The sequence below is a fragment of the Sporosarcina oncorhynchi genome, assembly GCF_033304615.1.
Classification (GTDB): domain Bacteria; phylum Bacillota; class Bacilli; order Bacillales_A; family Planococcaceae; genus Sporosarcina; species Sporosarcina oncorhynchi.
The window spans coordinates 2,416,114-2,434,653 of the sequence record NZ_CP129118.1 but is presented as its reverse complement, the minus strand read 5'-3'; the positions used below and the strand labels follow the sequence as shown (position 1 = coordinate 2,434,653).

General features: G+C 41.6%; 19 protein-coding genes. 10 read left to right on the top strand and 9 right to left on the bottom strand.

What is annotated here, in order from left to right; genetic code table 11:
* Positions 1 to 315 precede the first annotated feature (315 nt).
* Positions 316 to 1,146: an aldo/keto reductase gene (locus QWT69_RS11850; RefSeq protein WP_317965939.1), complete on the top strand. Its 831-nt coding sequence runs from the start codon at positions 316 to 318 to the stop codon at positions 1,144 to 1,146.
* Between the two features lie 84 nt (positions 1,147 to 1,230).
* Positions 1,231 to 2,163: a methyl-accepting chemotaxis protein gene (locus tag QWT69_RS11845; protein WP_317965937.1), complete on the top strand. Its 933-nt coding sequence runs from the start codon at positions 1,231 to 1,233 to the stop codon at positions 2,161 to 2,163.
* 31 nt (positions 2,164 to 2,194) lie between these two features.
* Here the strand turns inward: QWT69_RS11845 and QWT69_RS11840 are convergent, their stop codons facing one another.
* The 3 genes from QWT69_RS11840 to QWT69_RS11830 are packed head-to-tail and all read right to left on the bottom strand — an operon-like array spanning position 2,195 to position 3,949.
* On the bottom strand, positions 2,195 to 3,037 hold the full coding sequence (locus tag QWT69_RS11840; RefSeq protein WP_317965935.1) for an RluA family pseudouridine synthase: 843 nt from the start codon (positions 3,035 to 3,037) through the stop codon (positions 2,195 to 2,197).
* An 8-nt stretch (positions 3,038 to 3,045) separates the two neighbouring features.
* Positions 3,046 to 3,522 carry a thioredoxin family protein gene (locus tag QWT69_RS11835; protein WP_317965933.1) on the bottom strand — a complete coding sequence of 159 codons (477 nt, stop codon included), beginning with the start codon at positions 3,520 to 3,522 and terminating at the stop codon, positions 3,046 to 3,048.
* 1 nt (position 3,523) lies between these two features.
* Positions 3,524 to 3,949, bottom strand: a complete 426-nt coding sequence (locus tag QWT69_RS11830) for a disulfide oxidoreductase (RefSeq protein ID WP_317965931.1) — start codon at positions 3,947 to 3,949, stop codon at positions 3,524 to 3,526.
* 129 nt (positions 3,950 to 4,078) lie between these two features.
* Here QWT69_RS11830 and QWT69_RS11825 point away from each other — a divergent pair, with 129 nt between their 5' ends.
* A complete protein-coding gene (locus QWT69_RS11825) occupies positions 4,079 to 5,626 on the top strand; it encodes a GNAT family N-acetyltransferase (protein ID WP_317965929.1) in 1,548 nt (515 codons plus the stop codon).
* Positions 5,627 to 5,693: 67 nt separating this feature from the next.
* On the opposite strand, the gene QWT69_RS11820 is transcribed toward QWT69_RS11825, so the two are convergent.
* Both QWT69_RS11820 and QWT69_RS11815 read right to left on the bottom strand, forming a co-directional pair.
* Positions 5,694 to 7,034, bottom strand: coding sequence for a hemolysin family protein (locus QWT69_RS11820; protein WP_317965927.1), 1,341 nt, complete (start codon positions 7,032 to 7,034; stop codon positions 5,694 to 5,696).
* A gap of 218 nt (positions 7,035 to 7,252) precedes the next feature.
* Positions 7,253 to 7,405 carry a hypothetical protein gene (locus tag QWT69_RS11815; RefSeq protein ID WP_317965925.1) on the bottom strand — a complete coding sequence of 51 codons (153 nt, stop codon included), beginning with the start codon at positions 7,403 to 7,405 and terminating at the stop codon, positions 7,253 to 7,255.
* A gap of 493 nt (positions 7,406 to 7,898) precedes the next feature.
* Here QWT69_RS11815 and QWT69_RS11810 point away from each other — a divergent pair, with 493 nt between their 5' ends.
* The 3 genes from QWT69_RS11810 (at position 7,899) to QWT69_RS11800 (ending at position 12,836) form a co-directional block, all read left to right on the top strand.
* Positions 7,899 to 9,638, top strand: coding sequence for an ABC transporter ATP-binding protein (locus QWT69_RS11810; RefSeq protein WP_317965923.1), 1,740 nt, complete (start codon positions 7,899 to 7,901; stop codon positions 9,636 to 9,638).
* A gap of 1 nt (position 9,639) precedes the next feature.
* Positions 9,640 to 11,391 carry an ABC transporter ATP-binding protein gene (locus QWT69_RS11805; RefSeq protein WP_317965921.1) on the top strand — a complete coding sequence of 584 codons (1,752 nt, stop codon included), beginning with the start codon at positions 9,640 to 9,642 and terminating at the stop codon, positions 11,389 to 11,391.
* Positions 11,392 to 11,579: 188 nt separating this feature from the next.
* Positions 11,580 to 12,836 (top strand): MFS transporter, encoded by a 1,257-nt coding sequence (locus tag QWT69_RS11800; RefSeq protein ID WP_317965919.1) that lies wholly within the window; start codon positions 11,580 to 11,582, stop codon positions 12,834 to 12,836.
* Between the two features lie 37 nt (positions 12,837 to 12,873).
* On the opposite strand, the gene QWT69_RS11795 is transcribed toward QWT69_RS11800, so the two are convergent.
* The gene (locus tag QWT69_RS11795; RefSeq protein ID WP_317965917.1) at positions 12,874 to 13,026 is read right to left on the bottom strand and encodes a hypothetical protein; all 153 of its coding nucleotides are present in this window, start codon (positions 13,024 to 13,026) and stop codon (positions 12,874 to 12,876) included.
* 50 nt (positions 13,027 to 13,076) lie between these two features.
* Positions 13,077 to 13,280, bottom strand: coding sequence for a YheE family protein (locus QWT69_RS11790; protein ID WP_317965915.1), 204 nt, complete (start codon positions 13,278 to 13,280; stop codon positions 13,077 to 13,079).
* Between the two features lie 70 nt (positions 13,281 to 13,350).
* On the opposite strand from QWT69_RS11790, the gene QWT69_RS11785 reads away from it, so the two are divergent.
* The gene (locus tag QWT69_RS11785) at positions 13,351 to 13,743 is read left to right on the top strand and encodes a ferritin-like domain-containing protein (RefSeq protein WP_317965913.1); all 393 of its coding nucleotides are present in this window, start codon (positions 13,351 to 13,353) and stop codon (positions 13,741 to 13,743) included.
* Between the two features lie 42 nt (positions 13,744 to 13,785).
* Here QWT69_RS11785 and QWT69_RS11780 read toward each other — a convergent pair whose 3' ends face one another.
* Positions 13,786 to 14,568 carry a helical backbone metal receptor gene (locus QWT69_RS11780; RefSeq protein WP_317965911.1) on the bottom strand — a complete coding sequence of 261 codons (783 nt, stop codon included), beginning with the start codon at positions 14,566 to 14,568 and terminating at the stop codon, positions 13,786 to 13,788.
* A 186-nt stretch (positions 14,569 to 14,754) separates the two neighbouring features.
* On the opposite strand from QWT69_RS11780, the gene QWT69_RS11775 reads away from it, so the two are divergent.
* From QWT69_RS11775 to QWT69_RS11765, 3 genes are all read left to right on the top strand, one after another.
* The gene (locus QWT69_RS11775) at positions 14,755 to 15,402 is read left to right on the top strand and encodes a glyoxalase (RefSeq protein ID WP_317965909.1); all 648 of its coding nucleotides are present in this window, start codon (positions 14,755 to 14,757) and stop codon (positions 15,400 to 15,402) included.
* Between the two features lie 102 nt (positions 15,403 to 15,504).
* Positions 15,505 to 16,653, top strand: a complete 1,149-nt coding sequence (locus QWT69_RS11770; RefSeq protein ID WP_317965907.1) for a DUF445 domain-containing protein — start codon at positions 15,505 to 15,507, stop codon at positions 16,651 to 16,653.
* Between the two features lie 12 nt (positions 16,654 to 16,665).
* Entirely contained in the window at positions 16,666 to 17,013 is a 348-nt protein-coding gene (locus QWT69_RS11765) for a YlbF family regulator (RefSeq protein ID WP_317971065.1), read from the top strand.
* Between the two features lie 310 nt (positions 17,014 to 17,323).
* Here QWT69_RS11765 and QWT69_RS11760 read toward each other — a convergent pair whose 3' ends face one another.
* Positions 17,324 to 18,250 carry a DUF4300 family protein gene (locus QWT69_RS11760; protein WP_317965905.1) on the bottom strand — a complete coding sequence of 309 codons (927 nt, stop codon included), beginning with the start codon at positions 18,248 to 18,250 and terminating at the stop codon, positions 17,324 to 17,326.
* Between the last annotated feature and the right edge of the window lie 290 nt (positions 18,251 to 18,540).

Here is an 18,540-nt window from a genome sequence, read left to right as displayed (position 1 = left end):
AGAGGCTGTCCTTTTTTTATCGTGCGCTTTGTTTTTTTACTTTACCAGGCTTGTCGTCGTATCCACCTGTAAGAATTGCAGATAGGAATGCGAAACATACGCCAAAGATAAGGATTAGTTTCATCAGATGTACCTCCTGTAAAATCATTGGTCTTTTAACAGTATACCCTAATCTAAAGATAAATGAAATGACTGTCCCATGAAATTGTGTCATTCTCTTTAACTTTCCATTTACGTCTGTATCTTCGTCCATTAGGCAAAATAGTTGATAGCCTGTACAATATAGACATAATCAATTCTAAGGAGTGGAGTCGAATGGAACATTTTGAAGGAGTAATCAGATTGGCTAATGGCATAGAAATGCCCCAGCTTGGACTAGGTGTATATAAAATGACCGAACCTGCGGAAACAATCGAAGCTATTGGATATGCGCTTGAAGTCGGTTATAGGGCAATTGATACGGCGGCTATTTATGAAAACGAAAAAGAAACCGGGGAGGCAATACGTCACTCGGGTATTGATCGAAAAGAACTTTTCATCACATCGAAAGTATGGAATGCTGATCAGGGCTATGATGAGACATTAAGGGCTTTTGAAGTATCATTGGAGAAATTGGGATTAGATTATTTGGACTTGTACCTCACGCATTGGCCAGTTGCAGACAAATTCGTCGATACTTACCGTGCGATTGAGAGGCTGTATGATGAAAAATTGATAAGAGCGACTGGCGTATCAAACCATCATGAACATCACCTGAACAAATTGTTCAATACGGTTAACGTGAAACCGATGGTCAATCAGATAGAGTTGCATCCTTTGCTCTCACAAGAAGCGTTGCGCACGTTTTGTCAGCGTCATGACATTATCGTGACTTCCTGGTCACCTTTAGCAAGAGGCGTTCTCCTGGATGATCCTACGCTTATAGAGATTGGCCATAAATACGGAAAATCACCTGCACAAGTGATTATTCGCTGGCATGTGCAACATCGTTTGGTCGTTATACCCAAATCGGTCACACCTGAACGAATTCGATCGAATATTGATGTAAATGACTTCGAACTAACGATTCAAGATATGATGAAGATTGATTCGTTGAATCGGGATGAGAGAACGGGCACAAATCCGAATAAGTTTGATGTGAATTAAATAGTTCTATTTACCCTGGGTCTATACTCATGAAAACCGGAATTATATGGTATACTAGATTTATATATTATTGGGGGAATGACCATGTTCAGAAGTAAGAAGCGAGAAGTGACAGGGAATAGTATGCAAGTTGAAATGGATGAACTGAAGTTAGGCTTTGCAGAAAAAGAGAAACAAGAGCAATTGCGATTGCAAGATATACGTGAAGAATTGATGGCAGCTGTCGATCAACACGAAAAAGTGAATGCGCAACATAATGTGCTTGGAGATGCAGTGAACCAAATCGAAGAGAAATTTGAAAATGTCGGTGGACTTAGTGAGCAGACATCTGAAAAATCTAGTGAACTTTTTGAAAAAGGTCGTTCATTGGAAGAAAAATCTCACCGTATGGTACATGAAGCGACGGAAGGGACGAAGGAAGTTCAAACGACTGCTGATGTGATCCAGGAGCTAGGGACTCAGATTCAAGCTTCCGAAAGAAATATGTCTAATTTAAGTGACCGGTCAGTTGAAATCCAATCCATCGTCGGTGTTATTGAAGATATCGCAGATCAAACAAATCTGCTAGCATTGAATGCTTCAATTGAAGCTGCTAGAGCAGGAGATTCTGGAAAAGGATTTGCGGTAGTGGCGCAAGAAGTACGTAAATTAGCTGAAAGTACATCCAATAGTACAGCGAATATCCAGACCTTGACTAATTCCTTACGCGAAGAGATTGAACAGGCGCTTACTGCAACTAGAAAAAGTGCAACGCTTGTAGAAAGAGGCATTTCCGTTGGTTTGGAAACAGCATCCAAAATTGAGCGTATACTCGGAACAGTTGAAGAGAGTAAAATGGATATTACCCAAATTCAAGATATGATTGAAGAACAGAAAAAGTTATCGGAAGCTGTGAAACAAGAATTGATGGAAGCGAATACTCTTTTCCGTGAAGCGCATGCTTTGATCCTCGAACATATTGAAGATGCGAAAGAAGTAGATTTACGACTGGAAAACGGAATCCGTCAATTATCATAATGAAAAAGCCGGGGAAATCCCCGGCTTTTTTTTATGATAATTGTATTGAAATCTGCTCAGAAGTGAATGGATGCATGAAGGATACTTTTTTTGCTGTTAAGCGATATTCTCCATCTTCCGTATCACTCCCACCATATAACTCGTCCCCTTTAACCGGGTGACCTATGTGAGAAAAATGAACGCGGATCTGATGCGTGCGACCGGTTTCCAAACTGGCTTCTACAAGGGTTGAAGTATCCCGTCTTTCGATTACCTGGAATCGTGTGATTGCATCTTGACCAGCAGGAGACACCCTGCGTCTAGTCGGATGGTGGCGGTCGCGTCCAATCGGATATTGAAGTGTCCCTTTGACACGCTTTACCCGACCGTCGACTTCAGCTTCGTAGACACGTGTTATCTCACGCTCTTCGATCATCCGGTCAAACATTGCTTTTGCAATTGGATGTTTTGCTACAAGGACAATCCCTTCCGTTCCTTTATCGAGCCGATGAATATGCTCTGCATAGGAGTCGCCATTTGCAGTTACATGAGCTATGATGCCATTCATGAACGTCCCTCCGGTATCTGTTCCGTCAGGATGGATTGCAAGGCCTGCAGGCTTCACCGCAGCTAAGAGATGTTCGTCTTCGAAAAGGATTGAAACGTTGATGTCATCATCGACTTTATATGTCGAAATGGCATCCGGAAAATGAAATACAAGCTCCGTGCCCACTGGCTGCGGAGTGCGCCATTCTAAAGGTTCTCCATGGATGTCAGTGACTGCTTTGTCCATGCGCATCTGGTGAACCATTTTCTTGCCTGCCTGCCAACGAGTACGAAGAAGCTCTTCAATGGTCAATCCTTCATCCGGTGTCTTATAATTAAAAGAGGTCATAGGTTTCCTCATTCCTCATCGTATTTATCGAAGAACGCCTGAATATCTGCTTCAGGATTTTCTGGCAGACCTACTGAACGTGTCACTTCTTTTCCATCTTTATAGTGGACTAACGTCGGCCAGCTAGTAATTCCATAAGGCTGCGACTCTTTATTGAATTCCAACATATTGTATTGATAAACATGAATGTCATTCTCTTGTGCTATCGGCATAAGGATTGGAGTCATCTTCATGCAATACTGACATTCAGGAGAGAAGAAATAAGCAGTGACTTCTTCACCGGATGAGATCTTTTCATATAACTCGTCAGGCATTACGATGTTCTGATAGTTTTTATCCCCAATCAAGTCGATCGTGGACTGTTTCACATCTTTCGTTCCATATGGGCTATCCTGCAACTTTGTTTCATTGGCCTGTTTGTTCATAAAAACGATTAGACCAAAGATGACGATAATAATTCCGCCAATTAATAATAATTTCTTCAATTCATCTGGACTCCTTTTGCCATTTAAGTAAAAATAGGCTTGTAATGAAAATCAATACGAATGCGATCAATGCCATGAAAGGGATTGTGATGAAACCTAAATAGTTCACATACTGTCCAGTACATGGAACAGCACCGCATGCTGGTGCATTTTCCTGCAAAAAGCTGAGTTTTTGAATACCGTAATGGTAAAGTGAAATGGATCCACCGATAACGGAAAAGACTGCTGTCGTCATTGCAATCCTTGCATTTTTCTCGAAAAGAGCAATACCGGAAATAAGAATTAACGGATACATAAGTATTCGTTGATACCAGCAAAGTGTGCACGGCTCATACCCGCGGACCTCTGAAAAATACAGCGATCCCAGCGTGGCAATGAGAGAAATCGTAAAAATAAAGATCAATCCATTTTCTGAACGTTTGTTCATTGTTTCAACTCCTAGTTCAAAGACTCATCTATGATTATAGTGTGTGCGGGGAATCATGTAAAATATTCTAGACGAAATGATATTGTAAAATAAAAAGTGGGTACCTATATTAAAGAAGAGGTGAACGATTTGAGTGAAGAATTTAATGATTTATCTTCTTTTGAGATGAGTATGGTCATACGGCAGCTTGAAAGAAGCGATATTGATAAGATATTACAAATGCAGAAGGTTTGTTTCCAGGGCATGGAGCCGTGGGAAGAAAGTCAATTACTCAGCCATCTGAAGATTTTTCCAGAAGGCCAGTTTGTTGCTGAGCTGGATGGAGAGATTATCGGATCGTGCTCCAGTCTAATTGTCAACTTTGATGAGTATGATGATCGCCATACATGGGATGATATCTCGGCGGAAGGGTATATTACGAATCACAATCCGGAAGGGTTTAATTTATACGGCATCGAAGTGATGGTACATCCCGAGTATCGCCGTATGAAAGTTGGTCAGAGGCTATATGATGCGAGAAAGGAACTCGCTCATAGACTAAACTTGAAGTCGATTATCATCGGAGGTAGAATTCCAAATTATCATGTATATGCACATGAAATGACTGCAAGAGAATATGTTGCTGCAGTATCAAAGCATAAGATTTATGATCCTGTGTTGACTTTCCAAATATTGAACGACTTTACACTGATGCGCGTGAATCCGAATTATTTACCTGATGATAAGGCTTCTAGAAAATATGCCACCTTAATGGAATGGAACAATATTGATTATAAAGCGACGACGAAAAGGCATTTTAAGACAAGTTATCCGGTGAGAATTTGTGTCGTGCAATATCTGATGCGGAAAATTTCTTCCTTCGAAGAAATGGCACATCAATGTGAGTACTTTGTGGATGTCGCTTCAGATGCGAGCTCTGATTTTGTTGTCTTCCCAGAGATTTTCACTACACAGCTTATGTCATTCCTGGACGAACCATCGCCTAGCCGTGCTGTCCGCAAAATGACGGAATACACACCACAATACATTGAACTGTTTACGAACTTGGCTGTCCGCTATAACGTAAACATCATCGGTGGCTCCCATTTTGTCGAAGAAGAGGATGAGGAAATCTACAATATCGCCTACTTATTCAGACGTGACGGATCGATTGAGAAACAATATAAAATCCATATTACGCCAAATGAACGAAAATGGTGGGGCATCAGCGCAGGCGATTCTGTACGGGTATTTGATACAGATTGCGGCAAGATCGCGATTCAAATCTGTTATGACATTGAGTTCCCTGAACTTGCACGCATTGCGACGGATATGGGAGCGAACATCATTTTCACGCCATTCTGTACGGAAGACCGTCAAGGATATTTACGCGTACGGTACTGCGCCCAGGCACGGGCAGTGGAGAATCAAATCTATACAGTTATTTCAGGTACAGTCGGCAACTTGCCACAGACTGAAAACATGGATATCCAGTATGCACAGTCAGCTATCTTTGCACCATCTGATTTTGAATTTGCACGTGATGGGATTGTCGGGGAAACGAATGCAAACCTAGAAACAGTGCTAATCGGTGACGTTGACCTTGAAATCTTACGTAGGCAGCGGCAGGACGGCACGGTCAAACAATTAAAAGACCGTCGTCATGACGTGTATCATGTAGAATATAAAAAAGACTAAATGAATCAGTAAATGATAGAACATCAAAAACGACATTCTCCAGTAATGGGGAATGTCGTTTTTGTTTTTAGGATTCCATTTGTAGATTGGCTGTTCCATCGTTTTCTTCTTTTTGATATTTCATCGCTTCCAAGTAAAGAATATGATGGCCTTCCACGTCTTTCACCGTGAATTCATAACCTTGTTCGATAATCTTTTCGCCGGCTACGGCTTCGAAACGTTCAGACATGAACCAGCCGCCGATCGTATCAATATCCTCTTCGTCGATATCGATATCCAGAACATCATTGACATTTTCAATTAGCATCTTGGCATCCAAAATATAATGATCTTCGCTAATCATCTGGACTTCAGGCACCTCATCCGTATCAAACTCATCTTGGATTTCACCAACAATTTCTTCCAAAATATCTTCGATTGTTACGAGACCTGAAGTACCTCCGTATTCGTCCATTAAAATAGCCATATGAATACGCTCACGTTGGATTTTGAGCAACAAGTCACCAATCGGTATTGTTTCGATTACACGGATGATCGGTTGCATATGCTCATATACCCGCTGACTTCCTGCTTTTGGATCCTTGATGAATGCCGTCAGAAGGTTTTTCATGTTGATCAAACCAATCACATGATCCTTGTCTCCATCAGTAACAGGGTATCTTGTATATTGTTCAACACCAGCCATTTCGAACATTTCACGAAGGGTCATATCTTTTTCAACGGTCATCATTTCAGTACGGGGAACCATAATCTCTTTCGCGACACGGTCGTCGAATTCGAAAATTTTGTTTACAAATCTATATTCAGACTGATTGATTTCGCCGCCTTTTAAACTATCCGTCAGGATTAAACGTAATTCGTCCTCGGAATGGGCAACATCCGAATCACTAATCGGTTTAAAACCGAACAACCGGATGACTAACCGAGCTGAACCGTTCATGCCTTTGATGATGGGATACATGAGGACATAAAAAACGATAAGTGGTTTGGAAAAATTCAGTGTAATGGACTCCGCTCTTTGAATTGCAATCGTTTTAGGCGCCAGCTCACCTACAACTACATGTAGAAAAGTAACAATTGTAAAAGCGACTATGAATGAAATGATTGTCGCGATATTCGGCGCGATTTCTAAAGAAGCGAATATGGGTTTCAGTATCAATTTTACCGTTGGCTCTCCTAACATACCGAGACCTAAAGCGGTAATTGTGATTCCTAGCTGACAAGCCGATAAGTATTCGTCTAGGTTATTGATGACTTTCTTTGCGGTGACTGCCTTGCGGTTACCCTCTGCGACGAGTTGGTTGATTCGCGAAGTCCGTACTTTCACTATTGCAAATTCACTCGCGACAAAAAATGCGGTGAAGGCGATCAAGGCAGCAAATGCTGCCAATCGTATGGCAATTTCCAAATAAGTTTACTTTGCTCCGCACCCGAATGAGGGGTAGAACAAAGTGCACACCTCCTGTAAGATTAAAATCGTTAGTTACTACAATGATAAATTATTTGCAAGAGAAATACAAATAGTATTCACGAAATGATTATAAAACAGAAAAATACCAGGAGCGCTCTCCTGGTACAAAGCCGTTCGTTATAAGTTAATTTGCCGTGGGGTGTATGTTGCATAGCTTAACCAAACATTGGAAATACATACTTTAACAAGAACCATAGTAAGCCGAAGAAAATGATGATATAGGCTGCATACTTAATGAATGTAGCCCCTACAAGACTATTGTCTGTCTTCTCTTCTCGCTTTACTTCGATATTCTTTCGTTCTTCCATAGGAAACATCCCCTATCTGTTTTATACTATGCTTCTTAATTACCCAGTTATGCTAAATCAAAACAATTCATTTAATTTGTATTGACAAGCACAAAATGGCAATGGTACTGTATAATTATTCGAAGTACGAAATAGTGAAGGGGGTGCGGAAAATGCAAACAACTATCTTCAATATGAAAACCAACCAATCGTATAGCAATTCCGTGCCGCAACCATCATCGTTTTAAACTGAAATGTTTTGGATGGGGAGGACGTCCATTTCCATTCTATTCATATGAGCACACGCTTATTTTATGAAGCGTGTGCTCATTTTTTGTCTGAAATGAAAATTCGGTGTTTTCACGCATTGCGTGTAAAATATAATAAAATCAATGAAAGGAGTGCTGGTGATGAACAATGTGACTCAGCAACGGAAACTACTAAAGAAGGAATCTCTAGAAAGTGGTTAGCTGACATTTCGGTGGACCAAAGTTGAAGGAAGAAGGTTGAGAATATGTTTTCAGTATTATTTAAGTTGAAATGGTTCTTTAAGGAAAACAGAAAAAGATATACGATAGCACTCGTTTTAATGATACTTGCTAATCTCCTCGTCATTTTGCCGCCGTGGCTAATTGGTCAGGCAATTGATGCGATCTACATGCAGACGTTGACAGCTAAACTTTTAGGCTTGTTCATAGGGGGTATGCTCCTAATCATGGGGCTTGCCTATATTGGAAACTTTGTGTGGCAGTACCAGTTGTTTGGTGGGGCATATGTGATTGAGCGCCAATTGAGGACGCGTCTAATGAGGCATTTCCTGAAGATGACGCCCTCATTCTATGAAAAGAACAAGACGGGTGACTTAATGGCGCGCTCGACAAATGATTTACGGGCGATATCAGAGACAGCCGGTTTCGGTATTATGACGCTTGTGGACTCGACGGTTTATCTTGGGACATTGATTATTACGATGGGATTCGTTGTATCCTGGAAGTTAACATTAGCGGCCATCATCCCTTTGCCGATATTGGCATTCATTCTCCAATACTTGGGAAAGAAAATTCACGAACGCTATATGAGCGCTCAGCAGGCATTTGGAGACTTGAATGACAATGTACTTGAAGCGGTTGCAGGCGTACGGGTCGTCCGTGCCTATGTCCAGGAGAGAGCTTCAGAGCAGCGCTTCGCGGATATGACAGAAGATGTTTACAAAAAGAATATGCATGTTGAAAAAATTGACGCATTATTCATGCCGTTCTCTAAAGTGCTAACAGCATTGACGTATATGGTCGGACTTGGTTATGGAGCGTATCTTGTTTCGATTAATGCCATCACACTTGGTAATCTCGTTACGTTTAATGTGTACCTAGGCATGATTGTCTGGCCGATGTTTGCGATTGGTGAACTAATTAACGTGTTACAGCGCGGAAACGCGTCACTCGACCGTGTCATGGAAACGTTGGATTATGAAGAAGATGTAAAAGATCCGGAAACGCCAGAAAAGCTGGTACAACCAGATCATGTAGGATTCAGAGATGTAAGTTTTACCTATCCAATGTCACATGCTGTGAATCTTGATAAGATCGATCTAACGCTGGACCGCGGGCAAACACTCGGAATTGTCGGGAAAACAGGAAGTGGTAAAACGACATTCGTTAAACAATTGCTACGTGAATATCCTGCGGGTGATGGTGAAATCGTATTTTCCGATATTGCCTTACAATCTTTCAGTAAAGATCAGGTAAGAGATTGGATTGGTTATGTACCGCAAGACCATGTATTGTTCTCAAGGTCTGTTCGGGATAACATTCTATTTGGAAGACCGGAAGCAACCGAAGCGGATATTGCAGAATCCATCCGTTTATCCTACTTCGAAAAAGATCTTCAAATGCTTCCAGCTGGACTCGATACGCTTGTTGGAGAAAAGGGCGTGGCGTTGTCAGGCGGTCAGAAGCAACGGATATCCATTGCGCGGGCACTTGTGAAAAATCCAGAGATTCTTATTTTGGATGATTCGTTGTCAGCAGTGGATGCAAAGACAGAGTCGAAAATCATCGAAAACATTCAGTCAGAGCGGTCTGGTAAAACGACGATTATTACAACGCACAGACTATCTGCGATACAACATGCGGATTGGATCATTGTGCTAGATGACGGACGTGTCATTGAAGAAGGAAGACATGAAGACTTGCTCGCGAAGAATGGATGGTATAAAGAGCAATTCGACCGCCAGCAGATTGGGGAGGTTGAATAATATGAGTACTGGTAAAAGATTAGTGCAGTATGCACTTGGTTATAAGAAGTTATTGATTACAGGAATGGTTTTATTAGCTTTTGCAGTCGGAGCAGATTTGATGGGTCCGATGATTGCGAAAAGGATTATCGATGATCATATCGCGACGTCAATCGATAGCACGATTAATTTCACACCGATTGCTAAACTGTTGGCTGTGTTTTTCAGTCTTGCACTCATGACAGCAGTTTTACGCTATTTTCAGTATTTGTTATTGCAACAGGCGGCGAACAGGATCATACAGAAAATGCGCAATGAGTTATATGCACATATTCAAACATTGCCAATCCGCTATTTTGACAATCTCCCTGCAGGTAAAGTTGTGGCAAGGATTACAAATGATACGGAAGCGATAAGGAATCTGTATGTGACGGTCGTTTCGCAGTTTGCGATTAGTGGCATGTATATGGTCGGGATTTTCATCGCATTGTTCTATTTAGATCCACGAATGGCGGCCATAACATTGTTCGTTGTTCCTGTGTTATATGTGTGGATGAAACTCTACAGAAGATTCGCATCCAAAGTGAATCATATTATCCGCAGCAAAAACAGTGAGATGAACGCAATGATTAACGAATCCATCAACGGGATGACGATCATTCAGGCATTTCGCCGAGAAAAACAAATGGATGCAGAATTCAATGCGTTAAATGATGAGCACTATACGTATCAGGGGAAATTGTTGAAAGTTGAATCAGCGACTTCACATAACTTGGTAGATATTATGAGATCTTTGGCATTCGTATTTCTCATCTGGTATTTCGGCGGGGCATCTCTGACGACGGCCAGTGTCATTTCTGTCGGTATGCTGTATGCGTTTGTCGATTACATTACACGGTTGTTCAACCCGATTACGGGCATCGTCAATCAGTTCGCGCGACTTGAGCATTCACTTGTCGCAGCTGAACGGGTATTCGATCTGATGGACCGGGAAGGTGAACCTGTCAATGATGAACGTATTGCCAGATACCGTGGGAATGTCCGTTTTGAACATGTCTGGTTTGCTTATAAAGACGAGGAATATGTATTGAAAGACATTGCTTTTGAAGCAAAGCAGGGCGAGACGGTTGCGCTTGTTGGCCATACTGGATCGGGTAAAAGCTCCATTATGAACTTGCTGTTCCGTTTCTATGACGTGTCCAAAGGGCGAATCACGATTGACGGAACTGATATTTCGAGCATGTCCCGTCAAACAATTCGTGAGCATATGGGAATCGTTCTTCAAGATCCCTATTTGTTCAGCGGTACGGTCGAATCGAATATTAGCCTTGGTGATCCACGAATTTCACGCGACAAAGTCCAGCATTCGCTTGACGCAGTCGGTGGAGACCGCGTATTAAAGCATCTACCTGGTGGCATTGACGAACCGGTTGTGGAAAAAGGAAGTACGCTGTCATCAGGACAACGACAGCTCATTTCCTTTGCACGTGCTTTGGCATTTGACCCGGCTATCCTAATATTAGATGAAGCGACTTCCAATATCGATACCGAAACGGAAGAAATTATTCAACATGCAATGGATGTTTTGAAAAAGGGACGTACAACATTCATTATCGCCCATCGTCTGTCGACCATTAAAAACGCAGATCGAATTCTCGTATTGGACCGCGGAGAAATTGTCGAGCAAGGGAATCATGATCAGTTGCTTGCGCTCGGCGGACAATATGCGCAAATGTATAAACTGCAGGCGGGAACGTCTACGAATGTAGGTTAAATAAGTACTAAAAGGGATGCAGCGGGTGTTACTTGCTGCGTCCCTTTTTCGTGTTCTCTTAAAAAATTCAGTACTTCGTAGAATTAATTAAGGGAAATCATCTACACAATTTAAGATTGCAAAATAGTTCAACAACCCGTATATTTAGAGTGGCGAAACACTTATTGTATGGAAAGTTGGAATTAGGAATGAAATGGGCAGGCGAATGGAAACGACAATTCACGTCATTTAATAGAAATGTCAAGCTGTTCATGCTTGGAAATGTACTCATCCAAGTAGGGATGGGTGTTTTTATGGTGATGTATAATCTCTACATTAGAGAGTTAGGCATGCCTGAAACGGTTAACGGCAAAGTGATCTCAATGACTGCTTTAGCACTGGCTATCATGCTTGTGCCAGCTGGCTTTTTAAGTGATAGACTTGGACGCAAGTGGCTCATCGTCGGTGGTGCGGTCTTGACGGCAGGAACGCTGTTTTACCGTGGGATTGCTGTCACGGAAACGCCGATTATTGTAGCAGCTTTATTAACAGGATTATTCATGGCATTTGTTCAAGTGTCGGGCATTCCGTTCCTGGCTGAAAACTCTTCTCCCAGTGAGCGGGTCCACTTATTCAGCATCAACTTTGCTTTTGTCACAGTCGCAAATGTCATTGGAAGTTTGGCAGGCGGAATCATTGCAGATGTGTTGGAAACAGTTTTTTTCCTATCTACGGTCGAAGCAATCCGTTGGTCATTGATTGTCGGGGCGGTAATCTTTACGATTGGGTTATTACCGTTTTTCAAACTTCAGGAAAAATCGTCTGAGGTACCAGCAACAAAACGTGAAGCTGTACGTGTTGAAGCAGGTTCGGATGATAGTTTAAAGAGGAACTTGATCGTTATTTTCCATTTTTCATTTGCGAGTCTACTAATCGGTTTTGGCTCAGGACTCGTTGTTCCGTATTTGAATCTGTATTTTGCAAATAGGTTTGATGCTTCCAATAGTTATATCGGACTTGTCTTATCATTGGGCTCAGCTATGACGGCTGTCGCGGTTTTAATCGGACCGGCTTTGTCGAGAAGAGTGGGGAAAGTGAAAGCGCTCATTCTGTTCCAGATGTTGTCGATTCCGTTCCTCATATTAACGGCGTATACAACATCGCTCTGGCTCGCTTCACTCGGTTTTCTATTAAGGCAGGCGTTAATGAATGCGGGAAATCCACTGCAAAGTGCGGTGGCGATGGAAGTGGTATCTGACAAATATAAAGGGCTTGCAAATTCGATGAATCAGATGGTGTTCAACTTGGGGTGGGCGACAATGGGACCGATTGCAACCGGTCTTGTTGTAGCCCAAGGTGCGTATTGGGGTTATGCATATGCATTCTCGATAACAGCCGGCCTGTATGTTATGTCATCGATTTACTATTACTTCATCTTTGGAAGAAGAAAGTTGGCAAGCGACTAAAAAAAGTGCGATCTCCGTTAAGGAATCGCACTTTTTGTTATTTGCGCCTTGTGAACTGTGTTTCCTTCCACGCGTTTTGCTCATTTGGCACACGGCTTTTGTCTTCAAATACATTTTCGGTTTTCTCGTTCTGGATTTTCATCTGTTCCTTTTCCTTCTCAAGCTGTTCAGGGGATTTTTCATTATCCACGCGATTCGCCTCCTTTGTTTAGAGGCATAGTATATGCGGAAAGTGGTTGTTCATTCATAGACGTGAAAAATCATCAATTCATGAATCATTTTTTTTACCTGTTCTTCTTCAACAGGTGTTTCACCTGTCCAGTTAATGTTGCCATCGGGCATATAATCACCTGTGTACCGCTGGTTTTTGTAGAAGAATGAAATGGTCCAGCCAGGCAAACTACCGCCTGCAAACATCGGTTTAAAACTAAAATGTTGTAACATCGAACTGCTCCTTTCATATGTAAGAGTCCAAGCGCATAACGTATATAAAACATGCGAAAGGGGTGCTAACGTGTTTGTTGATAAATTAAAACAAGCGATCGAAGGTGAATATAAAGATTATCACTTTTATAAGTCCATGTATGAGCAAACAAAAGATCCGCTTTGGCGCGATTTCATCCAACATGTCTATGAAGATGAAAAAAGTCATTATGAAATGTTTCAACAGCTCTATTATATGCTGACCGGCACATTTGTACAAAATCCAAAGAAGCCGATTCCTTGCTATAATTTCAAAGAATGTGTGAAGCAAGCACTTGTCGATGAATTGGAGGCTGTCGAATTATACAAAGAAATGTTGCTGACAATCCCGATTCAACAAGCGTACAATCCACTGTTCATCGCGATGCATGATGAAATGGAGCATGCCATCCGGATGTCGACCATCTATAATTCTTTGAAGTGAGTCAGAACACGAGACCATCTACGTTGATGTTCCCGTGTTTTTTTATTGGAATTTAGTGTTCAAGTAATCGGCCGCATCCAGCATTCGAGGTCCATACCAGAACATTTCCCCATCGACCAATATGATTTCGGTATTCGGCAGGAATGCTTGGAACTCGGCTATATGCTTTTCCGTAAATGGGAAAGGCTCTGAGGCAAGCAACAGGCAGTCGAGTTCCGCCTGTTGAAGCGCTTCAGCAGACACTGCAGGATATCTCCCATCTGACTCAGCGAAAGGATTGATGAATCCCATCCGGTTAAGCATGGACTGAATATATGTGTCCTTACCGACAACCATATAAGGCTTTCTCCAGATTACATAAGCTGCACGCTTCCTGTTTCCTTTAGGCAAATTCTCAAATTGCCCTTGAATCGCGTCAACGAGATGAGTGGCAGACTCGATACGATCTGTTAACATCCCCATGTCAACAATCATTTGATAAGCTTCATCGATAGTCTGGACTTCTGCGACGTAGACAGGGAAGTACTGTTCCAACTCTTCAACAATCGCCTTCGTATTCTCTTCTTTTTCCACAATGATCAAATCTGGACGCACGTCTTTAATCGCATCCAATTTAATATCTTTTGTCCCTGCGACCGCCCGTATGTTCTTCACTATATCTTTCGGGTGTATACAGAATCTCGTTCTGCCGACAATTTCATCTTTCAAATCGAGGGCAAGTAACGTGTCTGTTATTCCGGGACATAATGAAATGATACGCTTTGGTGGATAAGAGTAAGTGACGCTTCTTCCGAGTTGATCGATAACCGTTTTTTTCACATTCATACACCCGCCTTCTTTGAAACCTGTTCTATCTATCATAACGGTATACGTACTAAAAGTCAGCAATGGCAAAACGAATGGCGGAGATAGGCATGAGTATCTGCATTATATGGTAAGATGAAATAGACTGAAAGAATTGAAATAACGTGATGTTAGTACTAGTACAACAGAGATAGGGGAAGAATTCAAATGATTAAAAGTGCAACGTTCTATACAGATAAATTAAAAGCGATGAAACGTTTCTACGGCAATTTGCTTGAGTTGGATATAGTGGAATCGACGGAAAGTATGTTTACCGTCAGAATAGGGGAATCAGAACTGACCTTCAAACATTCGGACCGACCGGCATTTTATCATTATGCTATTAACATTCCTGGCAATCAGTTTTCAATGATGAAATATTGGGTGCAAGACCGTGTAACGTTTAATCGGGAAGAAGGACGGGATGAAGTATATTTCCCTAGCTTTGATGCTGATTCAATGTATTTTGAAGATCCGGCCGGCAATGTTGTTGAACTGATTGGGAGAAGGAAACGTGATCTCTTTGGCGATCTGACGAAAGAATCCTTTTTGAATATTAGTGAGGTCGGTGTCGTGACTCCATTTGTGACAGAAGTGGGGGAACAGTTGCAGGATCTCGGAATCCCTCTCCGCAATGGGACAGATGTTAATCCGGACGATTTGAATTTCCTTGGGCGTGGAGATACATATATTGTATTAGTGCCTCCTGGCCGAAGATGGTATTTTTCTAAAAAGGGATCGGAAACCTTCCCGCTCGAATTGACATGGAACGGTGAGCAAATCCAATTGGATGAAGAGGGGAAGCTTCTTCCATAAGCCCTAGCTGGAAGCTCTATAACTACTCGCATCGAATGCTTTTTCGAAATGGATCGGTTCTGTTATAATTGGAACGGAACGAAACAGAAAAAGGTGAAGCGAATGAGTTTCTTATGGACATTACTCTTTATGGCACTGATTGGTGCGCTAATTGGTGGTTTTACAAATCATTTGGCCATCAAAATGCTATTCAGACCCCACGAGGCGAAATATATTGGTAAATGGCGGTTGCCGTTCACGCCGGGGTTAATCCCAAAACGACGCGATGAATTAGCAGTACAGCTTGGACGAACGGTCACAAATTACTTAGTGACACCTGATATGTTTAGAAAAAGATTGTTGACTCCTGATATGGAAGTGAAGGCTGAGGCATTCGTTCAACGAAAGATTGAGGAGTATGTCCTGCATTCAGATAAGACGTTAAACGATTGGATCCATGATGCGGGCGCAACTGAAATGGTTATGAAAACGGAGCAGAAAATCGTAGAAACCGTAGATGCACGACTTCAGCACATGAAACGTACATTAACTTCGGGAACGATTGAGGAAATTGTTCCAATTGCGTGGCAAGAGCAAGCGAAGGAAAGGATTCCGACAATTACAGACTATATCCTTCAAAAGGCGGAGCTCTATGTCGATTCCTATGAAGGCAAAGTCATGTTCCAGAAGTTAATTAATGACTTCCTCGAATCCAAAGGGACATTCGGTGGCATGTTGAATATGTTTTTCGGAGACTCAAACTCTTTGGTTGAAAAAGTGCAGCGGGAAGCGTTAAAATTCATCAAGGCACCAGGGACAACGGACTTGATCACATCAATTATTGAAAAAGAGTTTGTAAAGCTTCAAAAACGGCCATTGGATGAATTGATTGGCGGCTTTGACTGGGATGGCCTCTTCACAACGATCCAAGCTTATGTGCAAAAGGAATTGGCAATCCAAACGCGTTTAGATAAAACGATCCAGGACTACTGGCCAGAAGGCTCTGCATGGACTGCTGTCAATGTAACGCCGAAGTTGATGGAGTTTGCTTTCATGCAAGCAGAAAAACAACTGGACGTGTCGTTGAAGAAATTGAAGCTTGATGAAATTGTGAAGGAACAAGTAGATACGTTCCCGGTAGCCGTATTGGAAGATCTTGTTCTCGGTATTTCAAGACGTGAATTTAAAATGATTACCGTTCTTGGCGCATTACTTGGCGGCATCATCGGAATCGTACAAGGATTGATCGTCTTTTTTACAACTATAAATTAGGGGGACTGAATGATGACAGTGAATATTTATGATGATTTAAACAAGTTGGAATCGAGTTTCAGAAAGACGGAGGAATTCGCGGAAGTGAGTAAAGCGATTGAAGCCGTGAAAGCAGACGAACAAGCTTCTGAACTGTTCAAGAGCTTCCGTAAAATCCAAGTGACATTGCAGGAAAAGCAGATGCAAGGAGAAGAAATTGCGCCTGAAGAATTGGAGTATGCGCAGAAGACAGCACAACTCGCTCAACAGAACGAAAAAATCATGGAAATGCTACAAGCGGAAATGAAACTTAGCGGCTTGATTGAAGAAGTAAACCGCGTTCTTATGAAGCCGATTCAGGAAATGTACGAAGCCCTATAATATGAAAGTAGTATGTTGAGAGCTCTTATGGCTTTTTGCATATAAGGTACTAAAAGTGAAACGAATACAAAAAAGAGTCCATTCACATGAGAATGGGCTCTTTTTTGTATTATACGTATGGGTAAAGAAACGCTAGACTTACACGGTGTTGGTTCCCATTACGGAAGGGGGGAATTGCCGCTCTGCACTCCACTGGATAGCATGGGGATTCGAGCAACATATACAGCTGGCATCCTCTATGCCCAATAATACAATACAGTAAAAAATTAAACCATAGATGATTTCGAGAAGGGTTTCAGTTAGTTACTAGTTACTTTTCACTAGTTCCTTTTCCAAATTCCGGATTATTGGGGCTTTCTCTATATCCTTCAAGTAGTTCATCATTTTCCATAATGATAGGCTTTGCAGTAGGCTGATTAAAAGAGAGGTCGTACTTATTCATTAAGTAATCATTCAACTCAACCCGCGTAGTAAATTTCACGGCTTGATAGGGTTCCATCAAACCTAATTTTTCTAAGAATAACAGCTTACCGTCTTCTGTAGGCATGAGAACTCCGATATGGCCGATAAATAAATACCCTTCTTCATCATGGAAAAACACAGAAATGAGGGAGGTCTTATCGTCATTTGTAAAATGTATCTCTTTCTTTTTCCAGTCTTCTTTTATATTTTTCACATGAATAGCGATATCTTTCGTCATTTCAGTTGGCACATATGAATAGAACGTTTTAAATTGTTCATGTTCGCCTTCGGTAAATAGCTTTTTTGGACTATTCCTCAAAGCCATTTCATCAAAGACTAACCACTCTGCATTTTGGGTGTCAGGCTGGTCAATTGAAATCGAATCTTTCATTAAATCATATGATGTAATTCGGCAGTTGTAGCCGATGAACTCCGGATTTGCGGCCTCCCACTTATTTTGCATAGTGAGTAAATCATAGTCGGGCTGTAGACTATCAATCGTCGTAAATCCTTTTTTCGTCAAATACTCTTCTCCAATCGTGCTATTAAAAAGGTCAACACCTTGAAAGAAAGACTTGATATTGTCAGTTGAAATTCCAGCGTACTCGAGTACTTCTTTTACTTCATTTTGACTTGTAGCATCAGTCAAATTGGAATAGGTCAACTGCTGTGCATAGGCCGCCTCCTCTTCCTTGTTGTTGGGCTTGTTTGAACACCCTGCCAATGCCAACAAAATCGAAAAAGCCACTAGTATAAACGATGTATTTCTTTTCATAAACAGTTCAATCTCCTTTTGTAACTAGATGAAGCGAAAAAGAATTCCATTCTAGCAAAATCGTTTCTATCATATCTCCAAACTATTTGACGTGGCAACTGTGCATAAAGTTTGGAACTTACATAAGCATTTAAAAGTTTAGTAGTCCAAAAATAGCACGTTTGTAGTAGTGGACGCTAAAAGTGCTAATGCAATATAAAACAGCACCGCTGAAAGCGATGCTGATTGGTGGTCAAATTCACACAGGAAATCATGTCATTTGATCGTTCAAATTACTCAATCATAAAGGT

What these genes read in the sequence shown, in the direction of transcription:
- QWT69_RS11780 (WP_317965911.1), bottom strand. Translation starts at nt 14,568, where the DNA reads ATGAATGTGAAAAAAACGGTTATCGATCAACTCGGAAGAAGCGTCACT.
- QWT69_RS11845 (WP_317965937.1), top strand. Translation starts at nt 1,231, where the DNA reads ATGTTCAGAAGTAAGAAGCGAGAAGTGACAGGGAATAGTATGCAAGTT.
- QWT69_RS11805 (WP_317965921.1), top strand. Translation starts at nt 9,640, where the DNA reads ATGAGTACTGGTAAAAGATTAGTGCAGTATGCACTTGGTTATAAGAAG.
- QWT69_RS11770 (WP_317965907.1), top strand. Translation starts at nt 15,505, where the DNA reads ATGAGTTTCTTATGGACATTACTCTTTATGGCACTGATTGGTGCGCTA.
- QWT69_RS11765 (WP_317971065.1), top strand. Translation starts at nt 16,666, where the DNA reads ATGACAGTGAATATTTATGATGATTTAAACAAGTTGGAATCGAGTTTC.
- QWT69_RS11840 (WP_317965935.1), bottom strand. Translation starts at nt 3,037, where the DNA reads ATGACCTCTTTTAATTATAAGACACCGGATGAAGGATTGACCATTGAA.
- QWT69_RS11800 (WP_317965919.1), top strand. Translation starts at nt 11,580, where the DNA reads ATGAAATGGGCAGGCGAATGGAAACGACAATTCACGTCATTTAATAGA.
- QWT69_RS11760 (WP_317965905.1), bottom strand. Translation starts at nt 18,250, where the DNA reads ATGAAAAGAAATACATCGTTTATACTAGTGGCTTTTTCGATTTTGTTG.
- QWT69_RS11830 (WP_317965931.1), bottom strand. Translation starts at nt 3,949, where the DNA reads ATGAACAAACGTTCAGAAAATGGATTGATCTTTATTTTTACGATTTCT.
- QWT69_RS11850 (WP_317965939.1), top strand. Translation starts at nt 316, where the DNA reads ATGGAACATTTTGAAGGAGTAATCAGATTGGCTAATGGCATAGAAATG.
- QWT69_RS11775 (WP_317965909.1), top strand. Translation starts at nt 14,755, where the DNA reads ATGATTAAAAGTGCAACGTTCTATACAGATAAATTAAAAGCGATGAAA.
- QWT69_RS11815 (WP_317965925.1), bottom strand. Translation starts at nt 7,405, where the DNA reads ATGGAAGAACGAAAGAATATCGAAGTAAAGCGAGAAGAGAAGACAGAC.
- QWT69_RS11810 (WP_317965923.1), top strand. Translation starts at nt 7,899, where the DNA reads ATGTTTTCAGTATTATTTAAGTTGAAATGGTTCTTTAAGGAAAACAGA.
- QWT69_RS11790 (WP_317965915.1), bottom strand. Translation starts at nt 13,280, where the DNA reads ATGTTACAACATTTTAGTTTTAAACCGATGTTTGCAGGCGGTAGTTTG.